The sequence below is a fragment of the Patulibacter brassicae genome (assembly GCF_033949425.1).
GTDB lineage: Bacteria > Actinomycetota > Thermoleophilia > Solirubrobacterales > Solirubrobacteraceae > Patulibacter > Patulibacter brassicae.
In genome coordinates, this window is sequence record NZ_JAXAVX010000024.1 from 1 (window position 1) to 14,944 (window position 14,944).

The window sequence follows — 14,944 nt, forward strand, 5'->3', positions numbered from 1 at the left end:
CTTCCACTGCCGGGCCTTTCGGGCTCTGGGGCGTCTCGCAACTCCCAGCATCCCGAACAGGCCCGGCACCTATTCCATGTTCACGAAGACCGTGGGCAACTCAGCTAGCGCAGGAACGCGGGGATGTCGATGTCGTCGTCGCCGATCTCCAGCGAGGAGCGCTGGCGCTCGACGCGCGGCACCCGCTCGCTCGTGCCGCGACGACCGCGCTCGGGCCGGTCGCGCTCGGGGCGCTCCCGCTCGCTGCCGCGCGAGCGCGACGAGGCGCTCGACGACGACGAGGCTGGGCGCGCCGCGCGGCTCTTGTCGAAGCCCGTCGCGATGACGGTCACGCTGACCTCGTCGCCCATGTCCTCGTCGATGACCGCGCCGAAGATGATGTTCGCGTCGCCGTCGGCGGCCGCCTGGACGATCTCGGCGGCCTCGTTGACCTCGAACAGGCCGAGCTCGCGGCCGCCCGTGATGTTCAGGAGGATGCCGGTGGCGCCCTCGACGGAGTCCTCGAGCAGCGGGCTCGAGATCGCGGCCTTGGCGGCGTCCCCCGCGCGCGTCTCGCCCGACGACTGGCCGATGCCCATCAGGGCGGTGCCGGCGTCGTGCATGACCGTCCGCACGTCGGCGAAGTCGAGGTTGATGAGGCCGGGGATCGTGATCAGGTCGGTGATGCCCTGGACGCCCTGGCGCAGGATGTTGTCCGCCGACTTGAACGCGTCGAGGATCGACGTCCGCTTCTCGACGAGGCCGAGGAGCTTGTCGTTCGGGATCACGACGAGCGTGTCGACGACCTCGCGCAGGCGGTTGATGCCCTCCTGGGCCTGCCGCATGCGGGTGCTGCCCTCGAAGGAGAACGGGCGGGTGACCACGCCGACGGTGAGGGCGCCGATCTCGCTCTTGGCGATCTCGGCGATGACGGGGGCCGCACCGGTGCCGGTGCCGCCGCCCTCGCCCGCCGTGACGAAGACCATGTCCGCGCCCTTCAGCGCCTCGCGGATCTCGTCGCGCGACTCCGACGCGGCCGCGTGGCCGACCTCGGGGTTCGCGCCGGCGCCGAGACCACGGGTCACCTCGGTGCCGATGTTGATCTTGATGTCGGCGTCGCACATCTGCAGCGCCTGGGCGTCGGTGTTGCAGGCGACGAACTCCACCCCGCGGAGCCCGGCATCGATCATCCGGTTCACGGCGTTGGTGCCGCCGCCGCCGACGCCGACGACCTTGATCACGGCGAGGTAGCTGCCAGTGGCGTCCATGGGTTTCTGTCTTCCGTTCCTCGGGGTGCGTGGTGAAGGGGAGGGAACGCGGGATCGTCCGACCTGCCATCGCCCGGGATCGCCGAAGGTAGGGCGATCTCGGACGAACTGTCAACCAGAAGTGTAGGCACGCAACGAGAGTTGCACGCCCGCTCCTCGACGTCGACGACAGGCTCAACCATCCGACCCTCTAGCTTGACCTGAGGATCGGGGTCGGCGTTCCTCACGGGGTGGCGGCGGGGCTCGCGCCTCCGGAACTCGTGGCCGCGGCGGCGCCCGAAGCGCCCGACGACGTCGTGTCCGACGCCCCGGACGAGGGGGCGCCGGTGGCGCCCGTGGGCGGGCCGCTGGCGGCGTCGGGGGTCGAGGCGCCCGCGGTCGACGGCGTCGACGCAGCACCCGCGCCGGGGGTTCCGGCGGGCGGCGCGGCGCCCTCGGTCGTGGCGGTCGCGGACGAGGCGTCCGTGCTCCCGGTCGCGCCGCGCGCGGTCGCCGCGCGCGGCACCTCGTCGGGAGCGACCGCCGGGGCCCGCTCGGCTGCCGCGTCGCTCACGCCACCGGCGTCTCGCAGGTCGCGGGCGGGCTCGCCCGCGGCGGGCAGGCTCGGGGCGGCGCCGCGGCCGGCGAGCGGCTGCTCGGGGCGGCGCAGGTCGATCCAGGTCGCGCCGGCGACCGCGGGGTCGCTCAGCACGGCGACCGCCGCCGCCCACTTGGCCCGCAGGCGCGTCCCGTCGCGGAAGAGCAGGGTCGGGCCGCCGGCGAGCCGCACGACCGTGCGCCGCTCGATCCGCTGGACCTTCGCGCGCAGCGCGTCGGGGGCGGCGGCGAGGATCGCCACCGGCACCCGCTGGGAGGCCGTGATCGAGGCCCCGGCCGCGCGGCCGCCCTGGATCAGGGGCAGCCGGCCCGCGGGCCACTGCGGCAGCAGCCGGCCGTCGGCGGCGACGGCGATCCGGCGGCCGTCGTCGGTGACCGCGCCGACCGCGAGCCGCTGGTCGACGACGACCTGCACGCCGTGCGGGAACCGGGCCGACACGTCGAGGCGCACGATGCTCGCGTCGCGGCCCACGGCGCGGCGGATGGCGCCGTCGTCGAGCGCCAGCGTGCTCTGCCCGGTGGCGGCGCGCTTGATCGCCTCGCGCAGCTGCGGGGCGTTCGGGCCCTCGAGGCCGACGACCGAGACCTGCTGCACGGCGCTGAGCCCGGTCAGCCGGAGGAGCAGGTAGAGCGACGCGACGAGGCCCGCGATGACGAGCCCGGCGAGCAGGAGCGTGCGGCGGTTCAGCGGCGGGCGGCGCCACGCCGTCCGGACGGTGACCCGGCCGCCGGTGCGACCGCCGATCCGCCCGGGCCCGCCACCGAGCGCGCGCCGGCCGCCGGAGCGGCCGGGCAGCGCGGCGCCGGCCTCCTGCAGTCGGGCGGTGATGGCGTGCAGCGGCATCGGCCCGTCGTTCGCCGCCCGTCGGCCGGTCCCTCCCCCGCTCGGCGATCGGGCGCGGTCCTGCGGACCCTGCCCGAGCCGGCGGCGGGCCGCTGGCCCGCGTCGCGCACGGCTGCCCTCAGCCGGCGGCCGGCACGCCCACGAGCCCGCGCGCGACCGCGTCCACGTCGCCGGCGCCCATGCAGAGGCAGAGGTCGCCGTCGCGCAGGACGCTCGGCAGGCGCGCGAGCGCGTCGGCGATCGTCGGCAGCCACAGGACGGTGCGCCCGCCGCCGTGGTCGGCGGCCGCGCGCGCGACCGTCAGGCCGTCGGTCCCCGGGAAGTCCTCGGCGCGCTCGCGCGCCGGGTACACGTCGAGGACCGCCACGACGTCGGCGGTCGCGAGCGCCGCGCCGAACGCGTCGCCGAGGTACCGCGTGCGGGAGTAGAGGTGCGGCTGGAAGACCGCGACCACGCGCCGCGGCGCGAGCGTGCGGGCGGCCGCGATCGTCGCGGCGACCTCGGTCGGGTGGTGCGCGTAGTCGTCGACGATCGTGGCGCCCTCGACGACGCCGATCTGCTCGAAGCGCCGGCCGGTCCCCGGGAACCGCGCCATCGCCGATGCCGCGGCGGCGACGTCGGCCCCCGTGAGCGCGGCGGCGGTCAGGGCCCCTGCGGCGTTGCGCGCGTTGTGCAGGCCGGGCTGGCGCAGCGCCACCTCGTGGCCGTCGACGACGAACCGACTCGCGCCGTCGCGCGCCTCGAGCGTCGCGACGTCGTAGCGGTGCGTGGCGCCACCCTGCGGAACGCCGCCGGGCGCGCCGTCGCGCGCGGGCCCACCGGCCGCGGGCAGCAGCCGGTCGAGGCTCGGATCGGCCCAGACGACCCGCTCGCGGGCGCCGGCGAGGAACGTCCGGAACGCGTCCTCGAGCTCGCCGAGGGAGCCGTAGGTCCCGTGGTGGTCGAGCTCGACGTTCGTCACGACGGCGATCTCGGGCCGGGTCTCGAGGAAGCTGCGGTCGGACTCGTCGGCCTCCACGACGAGCCACGGCGAGCGCCCGACGTGGACGTTGCGCCCCGTGGAGCGCAGGATGCCGCCGACGAGGTAGCTCGGATCCTCGCCCGCGCCCTGCAGCGCGTGGACGACCATGGCCGACGTCGTCGTCTTGCCGTGGGCGCCGGCGACGGCGATCACCCGGTGCGCGGCGCAGACGTCGCCCAGCAGGGCGTGGCGGGAGACGTCCGGCAGCCCGCGACGGCGCGCCTCGACGCGCTCGGGGTTGTCCTCCGGGATCGCCGTCGAGCGCACGACCTCGACGTCGTCGCCCGCCGGGACGTTGCCGGCGTCGTGGCCGATCGTCACGGCGATCCCGGCCTCGCGCACCCCGTCGAGGTAGCGGCTCTCCGCGCGGTCGGACCCGGTGACCTCGGCGCCGAGGCCCCGGGCGAGGACCGCCAGGGCGCTCATCCCCGCGCCGGCGATCCCGAGCACGTGCAGCCGCCGGCCCTCCCACGGGCGGGCGCTGGCGTTCGGGGCGGGCGCGTCGGTCACGGACGGGCAGGCTACGCGACGCCGGGCCGGACTCGAACCCGCCGTCGACCGGCCGGGTCCCGGTCGTCCGATGCGCCGTGGTCTACGGTCGACGCCGTGTTGGCCTCCATCCGCCTGCGCAGCGCCTGACCGGCGCCCGGCCGCCGCCTCCGCGGCGGCCGTCTCCCGCGCGGCGCCGCTCGGCGACGCGCGAGCGAGCGCGACCGCCCCCGGCGGCCGCGACGTGCACGCCGGTCCGCGGGCCCCGCTGCCCGCCCGTCGCCCGCACGCGGTCGGACCCTCCCGCCGCGAGCGCCCGTCGCTCCCAGCGCCAGGAGACCACCGTGTCCCGCTCTCGCGCGGGTCGCCGCCCGAACCCCTCGGGCGTGCACCTGCTGCACGATCGCGCGGTGCTGCGCCGCCTCGTCGCCGCCGCCGCGCTCACCCCGGACGATCTCGTCCTCGATCTCGGTGCCGGTCCCGGCACCATCACCGCCGCGCTGGCCCGCACCGGCGCCCGGGTCCTCGCCGTCGAGCGGGACCCGCGCTTCGCCGAGATCCTGCGTCGGCGCTTCGCGGACCGGCCGCGCGTGCGGGTCCTCGAGCGCGACCTGCGCGACGTGCGCGTGCCGCGCGGCGCCCGCGTGGTGGCGAGCGTCCCGTTCGCCACGTCGACGGCCGTGCTGGGGGCGCTCCTGGACACCGGCCCACCGGCCGCGGGGGCCGACCTCGTCGTCCAGCACGGCTTCGCCCGCCGGGTCTGCGGCCGGCCACGGGACGCCCGCGCCGCCTGGTGGGCGGCGCGCCATCGCCTGCGGATCGTCGAGGTCGTCCCTCGAACCGCGTTCGGTCCGCCCCCGCGGGTCGACGCCGCGCGACTGTCGATCCGCCCCCGGCGCCCGCTGGGAGCGGAGGGCGACGCGGTCTTGCGCGGCCTGCTCGAGATCGCGCACGCGCGTCCGGCGACGGCCGGGCGGGTGGTCGCCGCGGGGCTCGGCCGGCGCCGTGGCCCGCGCCTCCTGCGCGAGCTGGGCATCGACGGCGACCGGCCGGCCGCCGCGGTGCGCCCGGCGCGCTGGTGGGCGCTGGCCGCCGCCGCCACGGGCGACGACGGCGGTGCGCGTCCCGGCGCGGCGGAGCGGCGTGGCCCGGCGCCTGGTGACGGCGGGGGCTGACCGGGGCGAGGCCGGAGCCGGGCCGCGCCGGGCTACCGGACGGCGGCGACGACCTCGTCGGCGATCGTGCGCGCGGCGTCGGGGCGGGCCAGGCCCGCGGAGGCCTCGGCCATCGCCGCCAGGCGGCCCGGATCGGCGAGCAGCTCGACGACCGTCGCCCGCAGTCCGTCGGCGGTCAGCGCGGCGTCGGCGATGACGACCGCGGCGCCGGCGCGCTCCATCCAGCGCGCGTTCGCGGTCTGGTGGTCGGCCGCGGCGTGCGGATAGGGCACGAGCACGGCCGGGCGGCCGTGCGCGGTCACCTCGGCGATCGAGCCGCCGGAGCGCGCCACGACGAGGTCGCTGGCCGCCAGCGCGCGGCTCAGCGGCGAGATGTACGGATAGAGGCGGTACGCGCCGGGGTCCAGCGGCGGTGCGGCATGGGCCTCCGGGGCATCCGCCGCCGTGTCGTGGCCGGGCGGCGCACCGGCGGCACCGTGCCCCGCCGGATCGACCGGGGGCGGCGTCGCGGCGCGCCGGTCCGGGAACCGCTTCGCCAGCGCCGGATGGTCGCGACGCCCGCACGCGTGCAGGACGACCACCGCGGAGCCCACCTCGTCCTCGAGGTCCGTCAGCCCCTTCACCGCGGCCTCGTTCACCGAGCGCGCGCCCAGCGACCCACCGAAGACGAGGACCACGCGCGCCCCGTCCGGGATCGCGTACGCGGCGCGCGCCGCGGCGCGGTCGTGCCAGGGCGGCGGGACCGGCCGGCCGGTGACGCGGAACGGCTCGCCGTCACGGCCGTCGATCGGGAAGCCGAGGCAGACCCGCGCGGCGCGCTTCCACAGCAGGCGGTTGGACACGCCGAGGTGGCTGTCGGCCTCCGTCAGCACGACCGGGATGCCGAGCCGCGTGGCGGCGGCGCCGACGACGCCGGCGACGTAGCCCCCGCCGCCCATGACGACGTCGGGCCGGTCCGCGCGCAGGATCCGCTTCGCGCGGCGGTAGGCCGCGACGGCCTTCACGCCGGCCTTCGCGGCCTTCAGCGGGTTGCGGCGGTCCAGGCCGCGGACATCGAGCTGCTGGAGCGCGTAGCCCGCCTCGGGGACGAGGCGGACCTCCTCGCGGTCGCCGCCGACGAACGAGACGTCGTGGCCGTCAGCTCGCAGCGCGTCGGCCACGGCCAGCGCGGGCACCACGTGCCCCGCCGTCCCACCCGCCGCGATCACGATCCGCCTGCCGGTCACCGGCGGATCGTGACGAATCGGGCCGGCGCTCGCCGGCCGCCATGCCCCGCGCGGCCTCCCGCGCCGAGGCCAGCGCCGCGCCCCCGCCGCCGGCCGGCACCGGCCGCACCCGCGGGGCGCGGCGCGCCGGCGCGCGGCGCGGGGCCCGACGACGACCGCGGCCACGCGGCGGCTCGGGCGCCGGGTCGGGCACGGACTCCAGGTACGGCGTGCCGTGCGCGATGTTCAGCAGGATCCCGATGCCGAAGAGCAGCACGACGAGGTTCGCGCCGCCGTAGGAGATGAACGGCAGCGGGACGCCGGTCAGCGGGAAGATCCCGAGCACGACCCAGACGTTCAGCAGGGCCTGCACGACGATGATCGCGGTGATCCCCGTCGCGAGGAGCTTCTGGTAGCTGCCGCGCGTCTTGTCGGCGATCCGCAGCCCGAGGTAGGCCAGGGCGCCGTAGAGGACGAGGAGCATCAGGACGCCGATGACGCCGAGCTCCTCGCCGACGACGGCGAGGATGAAGTCGGTGTGGGCCTCCGGCAGCCACTCGGCCTTCTGGACGGAGTTGCCCAGGCCGTTGCCCAGGAACCCGCCGGAGCCGATCGCGATCTGCCCCTGGGTCGCCTGGTAGCCGGTGCCGGCGGCGTCCGACCACGGCGAGAGGAAGTTCGTCAGGCGCTCCATGCGGTACGGGTGCATGAGGACCATCACGAGCAGGCCGGACCCGGCGATCCCCGCCATCGGGCCGAAGAACCGCAGCGGCATCCCGTAGGCGACGAGGACGCAGAGGCAGGCGCCGCCGATGACGATCGCGGTGCCGAGGTCGCGCTGCAGGCCCGCGACGACGACGAGGAACGCGCCGAGGATCGCGAGGTACGGCAGCGCGTCCCGGAACTCGACCATCGGCCGGCGGCGCTGCGAGAGCGTCAGGGCGAGGAACGCGACGAGGGCGAACTTCGCGATCTCCGAGGGCTGGAACCCGATCGAGGTCGTCCCGAGCCAGCGGTAGGCGCCGTTGGCCTGCCGGCCGATCCCGGGGACGACGACCGCGAGGCAGAGCACGAACGAGATCGCCAGCAGCGGGAGCGTCAGCCGGCGCAGTACCGCGACCCCCACGCGCGAGGAGATCGCGAGCGCCGCGAACCCGATCGCGCCGAAGATCGCGTACCGGATGAGGTAGCCCGAGCCGTCGCCGCCGTCCTGGAGCACCTGCTCGGAGCTCGAGGCGCTGTAGACCCAGATCGCCCCGAGGACGACGAGGACGAGCACCACGCCCAGGAGGCGGTCGTACTCGCGCTTCAGCTCGGGGGCACGGCGCAGCGACGGCATCAGGCCCACCGTTCGCCGCGGGATATGTGAACCCTCCCCCGGCCTCGCCGGATGGCGCGACGCCGCGGGGCGTCAGGCCCCGAGGACCTGCGGTGCCTGGAGCGTCGCGATCGCGTCCGCGTGGAGGCGGCGCTTGATCGCGGCGAGCGTCTGCGGCTGCTTGCCCGCCAGCGCGGCGGCGCGGGCGATCGCGCGGGGCAGGACGTCCGCCTCGGCGACGGCCTCGTCGGCGATGCCGGCCACGACGGCGTCCGGGCCCCCGTAGCGGCGCGCGGTCGTCATCGCCTCGTGCGCGGTGCGCGTCGGCAGCCGCGCGGCGAGCAGCGCGGTCATGCCGGCGGTGAACGGCATCCCGAGGTCGGCCTCCGGCACGCACCAGAACCCGCGGTCCTCGCGCATGACGACCGCGTCGTGGGCGCTGGCGAGCATGGCGCCGGCGGCGAAGGCGTGGCCCTGCACCGCGGCGACCGTCGGCGCGCCGAGGCCGAGCACGCGCGCCAGCAGCCGGTGGTACGCGTCGACGACCTCCTGGACCTGCTCGTGGTGGGCGCCGAGCCACTCGAGGTCCAGGCCGTTGGACCAGAACTTGCCGGTGGCGGTCGTGACGAGCGCCCGCGGGGCCTCGGTCGCCTCGACCTCGTCGAGCGCGGCGCCGATCGTGGCGAGCAGGTCGGGGTTCACGCGGTTCTCGCCCGACCCGAGGTCGAGCACGAGCACGTCGCCCTCGCGACGGAGCCCGGGAGGCGTGACGGTGGCGGCATGGACGGTCATGGCCCTGAGAATAACAGCGCGTCCGTTCTAGAACGACTGATCGAGTAGGCTGGGCCGCGTGCCGCGCCCCCGGGTCCACGACCTCGACGCGATCCTCGACGCCGCGGAGGGCCTGCTCGCCGACGGGCCGTCCTCCGCGCTGAGCATCCGCTCGCTGGCCGAGGCGACGGGCGCCTCGAGCGGCTCGCTGTACCACGCCTTCGGCTCGCGCAACGAGCTGCTGGGACGGCTCTGGGCGCGTGCCGCCGGCGACTACCTCGGCGAGCTGCGCCGGGGCGTGGACGGCGCGCTCGACGACGCCCGCCCCGATCACGCCGCGGCGGTCGCGGCCACGGTCGCCGCCGCCACGACGCTCGCCCGCCTGCGCGAGGCCCGCCCCACCCGGGCGCGGCTGCTCGTCCGTCACCGCCGCGACGAGCTCGTCGGCGACGCGCTCTCCCCCGCGCTGGCCGAGGAGCTCCTCGGCCTGCAGCGCGGCCTGGACGACGAGCTGCGTCGCCTCGCCGGGGCGTTGTGGCAGCGCGCGGACCGCGCGGCGCTCGAGGTCGTCGCCGCGTGCGTCGTCGACCTGCCGGTCGCGCTGCTCGTCCCGCGTCGCCCGCGCGTCGTCGACGGCGCGGCGCTCGTCGGCGCCGCGGTGCGGGGCCTGCTCGCGAGCCCGCCGCCGACCCCGGCCGAGGGCGGGCGCCGCGCGGGCGCTACTTGATCGACTGCTGGTAGAGCGTGAAGCCGATCGCCGAGCAGGCGATCGCGATGATCCAGAACCGCAGGATGATCTTCGTCTCCGACCACGCCTTCATCTCGAAGTGGTGGTGCAGCGGGGCCATGAGGAAGACGCGCTTGCGGAAGGTCTTGAACGAGAAGACCTGGATGATCACCGAGACGGCCTCGACGACGAAGATGCCGCCGATGATGAGCAGCAGCTCCTCGGTCTTCGTCATGATCGCCAGGCCGGCGACGAGGCCGCCGAGCCCCAGCGACCCGGTGTCGCCCATGAAGACCGTGGCGGGGTGCGCGTTGTACCAGAGGAACCCCACGCAGCCGCCCGTCGCGCACGCGGCCAGCAGCGCCAGGTCGCTGGCGCCGGTGGCCCGGTAGGTGATCCCGATGTAGGCGGTCAGGACGATCGCCGCGACGCCGGCCGCCAGGCCGTCGAGCCCGTCGGTGAGGTTCACCGCGTTGGAGATGAAGGCGACGACGAGGTAGATCCAGATCGGGTAGAGCGGCCCGAGGTCGATCGTGAGGTCCAGGCTGCGGATCCGGACGGTCGGATCGAGCTGCGCCTGCTGCGTGGCGATGTACCAGAGCAGCAGGGACACGCCGACCATCGCCGCGAGCTTCGCCTTGCCGCTGAGCCCCAGCGAGCGCTTGCGGACGACCTTCGTCCAGTCGTCGACGAAGCCGACCGCCGCGAGCCCGATCCCGGTGACGAACACGCCGACGGCGCGCCAGTCGTAGTCGCAGAGGATGAGGAACGGCACCGAGACCGAGACGAAGATGATGAGGCCGCCCATCGTGGGCGTGCCGGCCTTCGTCTTGTGGCCCTCGGGGCCCTCCTCGCGGATGTACTGCCCGAAGGACTTCTCGCGCAGCCACTCGATGAAGCGCGGCGCCAGGAAGACGCACATGAGCATGGCGGCGGTGCCGCCGATGAGGATCTCGCCCACGCTCAGGCCTCCCGCGGGTGGGTCGGACCGGTGCCCGCGGGGCCCGCGGCCTGGAGGGCGTCCGCGACGCGCTCGAGCGCGGCGGGGCCGGCGAGCAGCACCGTGTCCCCGGGCTGCACGAGCGACGGCAGCAGGGCCGCCGCCCGGTCGGCGTCGGGCGCCCACTCGACGCCGGCCGCGAAGCCGGTGCCGGCGTGGCGGCTGAGGTCGCCGACGACGACGAGCTGCTCGACGCCCGCCTGGCGGGCGTGGGCGCCGATCTCGGCGTGCAGGCGGCGCGCGTCGGGCCCGAGCCCGTCGAGGTCCCCGAGCACGGCGACGCGCCGTCCGCTCGCGGACGAGGCCAGGTCGTCCAGCGCGGCGGTGACCGTCATCGGGGTGGCGTTGTAGCAGTCCACGACGACGACGACGTCCCCGGCCAGGTGCAGGCGGCGCCGCGCGGGCGGCCCGGACCCCGCGTCGGCGGGCGGCGCGGCGTGCAGCAGCCGCGCGATCGTCGCCGTCCCGACGGCGCGCCGACGCTCATGCACGCGCGGCCTCGCCGTCGTGCCCGAGGGCGTGCAGCGCGCGGCGCGCCTCGGCCACGTCGTCGAAGGGCAGCGTGCGGTCGCCGACGACCTGCCCCTGCTCGTGGCCCTTGCCGGCGATCAGCACCACGTCGCCGGGGCCCGCGGCGCCGACGACCCGCGCGATGGCGGCGCGCCGGTCGGCGATCCGCTCGACCGCGCCGCGCACCGCGTCGGGCGCGATGCCCTCCTGGATCGCGTCGAGGATCGCCTCGGGATCCTCGCTGCGGGGGTTGTCGGAGGTCACGACCGCCAGGTCGGCGTCCCGTGCGGCGATCGCTCCCATCAGCGGGCGCTTCCCGCGGTCGCGATCCCCGCCGCAGCCGAACGCGCAGAGGACGCGGTGATCCTCCCCGGCCGCCTCGCGCGCCGCGCGCAGCACGGTCTCCAGCGCGTCCGGCGTGTGGGCGTAGTCGACGAGCACCGCGAAGGGCTGGCCGGCATCGACGGGCTCCAGGCGGCCGGGCACCCGCCCGGCACCGGCCAGCGCCGCCGCCGCGTCGCTCGGGGCGACGCCGAGCGCGACCGCCACCGCGTAGGCCTGCAGGGCGTTGCGGACGTTGAAGCGGCCGGTCAGCGGCGTGCGCAGCTCGCGTCCGCCGACGACGAACCGGCTGCCACGCAGGTCGCTCACGACGTCCGTCGCCCGCAGCATCGCGTCCTCCGCGTCGATCGAGACGGTGATCGCGTCCCGGTGGCGCAGGGCCAGGCGGCGGCCGTACGGATCGTCCAGATCGACGACCTTCGGCGCGTCGCCGGCGGCGGCGAACAGCCGCGCCTTCGCCTCGAAGTAGTCCTCCATGCCGTCGTGGAAGTCGAGGTGGTCCTGCGTGAGGTTCGTGAAGATCGCCGCGGACCAGTGGATCGCGTCCGCACGCCCGAGGGCGAGCGCGTGCGAGGAGACCTCCATGACGCACGCCTCGTCGCCCCCGGCGAGCATCGCGGCGAAGGTCGGCTGCAGGTCGATCGCCTCGGGCGTCGTGCGGCCGGCGTCGCGGACCTCGCCCCCGACGACCTGCGTGACCGTGCCGAGGAGGCCGGTGGGTCGGCCCGCGGCCTCCAGCAGCTCGCGGACGAGGAACGCGGTCGTCGTCTTGCCGTTCGTGCCGGTGATCCCGACGGTGACCAGGCGCGCGGTCGGGTCGCCGGCCAGCCGGGCGGCGGCGGGCGCCATCGCCGCGCGGACGTCGGGGACGACGACCTGCGGGACGCCGAGGTCGAGCTCGTGGTCGACGATCAGCGCGGACGCCCCGGCGGCGACCGCGTCGGGCGCGAAGTCGTGCCCGTCGCGCGTGAGGCCGCGGACGCAGAAGAACGCCGTGCCCGGCGCCACCCGCCGGTGGTCGTAGGCCAGCGCCGTCACCGGCACGCCGGCCGCCAGCGGCCCGACCCCGTCGAAGAGCTCCCCGAGCGTCATCTGCCGGGCAGCCTAGGACCTATCCCGGGAGGGCGCGTGGAGCCGTGGGGTCGGCGACCGGCGCCCGTCGTCGCCGACGGGCCCGGGCGCGCCGAGCGGCGCTCACTTCGGAGGGACACGCAGGTACTGCAGGGCGAACCGGGCGATCTCGCCGAACGCCGGGCCGGCGACGGTGGCGCCGTAGCCGCCGCCCGCGGGCTCGTCGACGACGACGACGATCACGAGCTTCGGGTCGTCGGCGGGCGCGAAGCCGGCCACGGACGCGACGTTGCGGTTCTCCGCGTACTCGCCGAGCTTCGTGTCGAAGACGTTCGACGTGCCCGTCTTGCCGGCCAGGACGTAGCCGGGGACCTTCACGGCCGAGGCGGTGCCGCCCGGCTCGAAGACGCCCTTGAGCATGCTGCGGACCTGCGCGGCGACGTCGGGGCGGATCACGCGCCGACCCGCGCTGCGGGCGACGCGGCGGCCGCCGATCTTCTCGACCATCGTCGGGGCGCGCAGCATCCCGCCGTTGGCGATCGTCGCGTAGAGGTTCGCGATCTGCAGCGGGGTGACGAGCTGCCCCTGGCCGATCGGCAGGTTGCCCATCGTCGAGCCGGAGTACTTCGCCAGCGCCGGGAGCAGGCCCTGCTCCTCGCCGGGCCAGCCCAGGCCCGTCGGCTTGCCGAAGCCGAACTGGCGCATCCAGCCGTCGAAGCGCTTGGCGCCGAGCTCCTGCCCGATCTTGATCGTGCCGACGTTCGACGACTGGGCGAGGATCTGGCCCGGGGTCATCGTCTCGGTGCCGTGCTCGTGGGCGTCCGCGATCAGCCGGTCGGCGACCTGGATCTGGTACGGCACGGAGAACTGCGAGGTGGGCGTGACGATCCGGTCCTCGAGCGCGCTGGCGACCGCGAGCGCCTTGAACGTCGAGCCCGGCTCGTAGGTGAAGTTCGTCGCGCTGTTGCCGACGTACTTCGCCAGCTCGGGCGGCACGTCGCCGGGATGGTTCGGGTCCACGCGCGGCCAGTTGGCCATCGTCAGCAGCTGCCCGTCGGGGCGCATGACGATCGCCGTCGCGCGCTTGGGCCGGTACGTCTCGCCGACCTGGCGCAGGACGTCCTCGGCCTTCGCCTGGATCCGCGTGTCGAGCGTCAGCTGGACGTCCTTGCCCGGCGTCATCTCCTGCTCGACGACGGTCTTCAGCGCGCTGCCGGACCCGGCGCGGGTCTCGAGCTCCTTGCCGTAGACGCCCTTGAGGGACTGGTCGTAGGCGAGCTCGAGGCCGGAGAGCGCGCGGTCGTCGGTGCCGTAGGCCCCCAGCAACTGCCCGGCCATCGGCCCGTTGGGGTAGCTGCGGCGGTTGCGGGGCTCGAAGCTCAGCGCCGCGAGGCTCACCCCGTGCTTCTGCGCCTTGTCGCGCAGGGCCTGGACCTGGCGGTCGGGCACGTTGCGCGCGAGGTAGACGAAGCCGGCGTCGGCGGTGAGCTTCTTCAGCACCTCGTCCTCGGGGATCCCGAGCTCGGAGGAGATGAGGTCGGCGAGCTGCTGGGGCCGCTGCGGCGGCTTCATCGTCAGCTGCTCGGAGACGACCTTCGGGCTGATCGCCACGTCGTCGGCGGGCTCGGCGACGGCCAGCGCGTCGCCGTTGCGGTCCAGGATGTCGCCGCGCGGGGCAAGCACCACGCGCTCGAGGTCCTGCTGCCCCCGGGCGACCGACGTCAGGCTGTCGGCCTTCGCGAACGCGAACCAGACCGAGCGCAGGCCGGCGAGCCCCAGCAGCAGGACGGCGATGGACAGCAGCACGCGCAGGCGGCGATCGGCGTACATGCCGACGCGTTCGCCGCGCGCGACCCGACTCCTGCAACGCGACGTGCAGGACGGCCCGCCGCCGGACGACGGCGCGGCCGGGCCGGACGGGGACTAGCCGCCGGCGCCCGTGCCGGACGCGCCGGCGGCGCCCGTTGCGCCGGTCGCACCCGCCGCGCCGGCCGTGCCCGCGGCCCCGGTCGCGCCGGTCGGGGCGCCACCGGTGGCGGTCGACCCCGGGGAGGCGATCGACGAGGGCGCGGTGGTGTCGGCGCCGGTGCTGACGCCGGAGACGTCGTCGCCGTTCTGCGCCGAGAGCCCGGGCGTGGGCTTCCAGTCCCCGGAGGGCGCGGCGATCGCGGCGGCCGCGCGCGCGGGATCGAGCCGTCGCGCGTCGACGTAGCCGATCCCGTCGGGGTCGGGCGTGATCATCCCCGCCTGGGTGCCGGCCCGGGTGACCCGCTCGGTCGAGCCGAGCCGCTGGACCTCGCTGCGCAGCGACGAGGTCGAGCGCTCCAGCCGCGCCACGCGCGCCTCGCGCTCGGCGACCGCGCGATTGATCTGCAGCGTCTTGGCGTGCAGCGCGATGACGCCGCAGCCGAGCAGCAGGATGAGCGCCAGCCACGGGCGACCGCCGGTGAGGCGCGACAGGACGAGGACGACGAGCCGCAGGGGCAGCGTCGCCAGGCGCAGGGCCGCGCGCAGCAGGCGACCCCCGAGCGGCATCGCCGGGCCGCCGGGCGCCGGAGCCGGACGGCGGCGAGGCGCGGCCGGCGCGCGGCGAGGTGTGGCGGGCGCGGGCGCGCGCCGGGCCTTCG

General features: G+C 76.2%; 13 protein-coding genes. 2 read left to right on the top strand and 11 right to left on the bottom strand.

From position 1 onward, the window contains the following. Positions 1 to 104: 104 nt before the first annotated feature. From ftsZ to murC, 3 genes are all read right to left on the bottom strand, one after another. A complete protein-coding gene (gene ftsZ, locus SK069_RS19960) occupies positions 105 to 1,247 on the bottom strand; it encodes a cell division protein FtsZ (protein ID WP_319956031.1) in 1,143 nt (380 codons plus the stop codon). Between the two features lie 223 nt (positions 1,248 to 1,470). Continuing rightward, complete coding sequence (locus SK069_RS19965; RefSeq protein WP_319956032.1) at positions 1,471 to 2,688, bottom strand: hypothetical protein; 1,218 nt, start codon at positions 2,686 to 2,688, stop codon at positions 1,471 to 1,473. 118 nt (positions 2,689 to 2,806) lie between these two features. Next, on the bottom strand, positions 2,807 to 4,219 hold the full coding sequence (gene murC, locus SK069_RS19970) for a UDP-N-acetylmuramate--L-alanine ligase (protein ID WP_319956033.1): 1,413 nt from the start codon (positions 4,217 to 4,219) through the stop codon (positions 2,807 to 2,809). Between the two features lie 323 nt (positions 4,220 to 4,542). On the opposite strand from murC, the gene SK069_RS19975 reads away from it, so the two are divergent. Beyond that, positions 4,543 to 5,373, top strand: a complete 831-nt coding sequence (locus SK069_RS19975; protein ID WP_319956034.1) for an rRNA adenine N(6)-methyltransferase family protein — start codon at positions 4,543 to 4,545, stop codon at positions 5,371 to 5,373. Positions 5,374 to 5,405: 32 nt separating this feature from the next. Here the strand turns inward: SK069_RS19975 and SK069_RS19980 are convergent, their stop codons facing one another. The 3 genes from SK069_RS19980 to SK069_RS19990 form a co-directional block, all read right to left on the bottom strand. After that, positions 5,406 to 6,551, bottom strand: coding sequence for a UDP-N-acetylglucosamine--N-acetylmuramyl-(pentapeptide) pyrophosphoryl-undecaprenol N-acetylglucosamine transferase (locus tag SK069_RS19980; protein WP_319956035.1), 1,146 nt, complete (start codon positions 6,549 to 6,551; stop codon positions 5,406 to 5,408). Further along, positions 6,511 to 7,917, bottom strand: a complete 1,407-nt coding sequence (gene ftsW, locus SK069_RS19985; RefSeq protein ID WP_319956036.1) for a putative lipid II flippase FtsW — start codon at positions 7,915 to 7,917, stop codon at positions 6,511 to 6,513. Before ftsW ends, SK069_RS19980 begins: the two co-directional genes overlap by 41 nt. A 72-nt stretch (positions 7,918 to 7,989) precedes the next feature. Beyond that, positions 7,990 to 8,688 carry an enoyl-CoA hydratase-related protein gene (locus SK069_RS19990; RefSeq protein WP_319956037.1) on the bottom strand — a complete coding sequence of 233 codons (699 nt, stop codon included), beginning with the start codon at positions 8,686 to 8,688 and terminating at the stop codon, positions 7,990 to 7,992. A 58-nt stretch (positions 8,689 to 8,746) separates the two neighbouring features. Between SK069_RS19990 and SK069_RS19995 the strand changes: the two genes are divergently transcribed. After that, the gene (locus SK069_RS19995; protein ID WP_319956038.1) at positions 8,747 to 9,394 is read left to right on the top strand and encodes a TetR/AcrR family transcriptional regulator; all 648 of its coding nucleotides are present in this window, start codon (positions 8,747 to 8,749) and stop codon (positions 9,392 to 9,394) included. Here the strand turns inward: SK069_RS19995 and mraY are convergent. The 5 genes from mraY to SK069_RS20020 form a co-directional block, all read right to left on the bottom strand. Beyond that, a complete protein-coding gene (gene mraY, locus SK069_RS20000; protein WP_319956039.1) occupies positions 9,387 to 10,355 on the bottom strand; it encodes a phospho-N-acetylmuramoyl-pentapeptide-transferase in 969 nt (322 codons plus the stop codon). The genes SK069_RS19995 and mraY overlap by 8 nt on opposite strands. Before the next feature lie 2 nt (positions 10,356 to 10,357). Further along, positions 10,358 to 10,885: a glutamate ligase domain-containing protein gene (locus SK069_RS20005; RefSeq protein WP_319956040.1), complete on the bottom strand. Its 528-nt coding sequence runs from the start codon at positions 10,883 to 10,885 to the stop codon at positions 10,358 to 10,360. After that, the gene (locus tag SK069_RS20010; RefSeq protein ID WP_319956041.1) at positions 10,878 to 12,338 is read right to left on the bottom strand and encodes a UDP-N-acetylmuramoyl-L-alanyl-D-glutamate--2,6-diaminopimelate ligase; all 1,461 of its coding nucleotides are present in this window, start codon (positions 12,336 to 12,338) and stop codon (positions 10,878 to 10,880) included. Before SK069_RS20010 ends, SK069_RS20005 begins: the two co-directional genes overlap by 8 nt. 102 nt (positions 12,339 to 12,440) lie before the next feature. Continuing rightward, on the bottom strand, positions 12,441 to 14,147 hold the full coding sequence (locus SK069_RS20015; RefSeq protein ID WP_319956042.1) for a peptidoglycan D,D-transpeptidase FtsI family protein: 1,707 nt from the start codon (positions 14,145 to 14,147) through the stop codon (positions 12,441 to 12,443). Between the two features lie 93 nt (positions 14,148 to 14,240). After that, the gene (locus SK069_RS20020) at positions 14,241 to 14,852 is read right to left on the bottom strand and encodes a hypothetical protein (protein ID WP_319956043.1); all 612 of its coding nucleotides are present in this window, start codon (positions 14,850 to 14,852) and stop codon (positions 14,241 to 14,243) included. Positions 14,853 to 14,944: the final 92 nt, after the last annotated feature.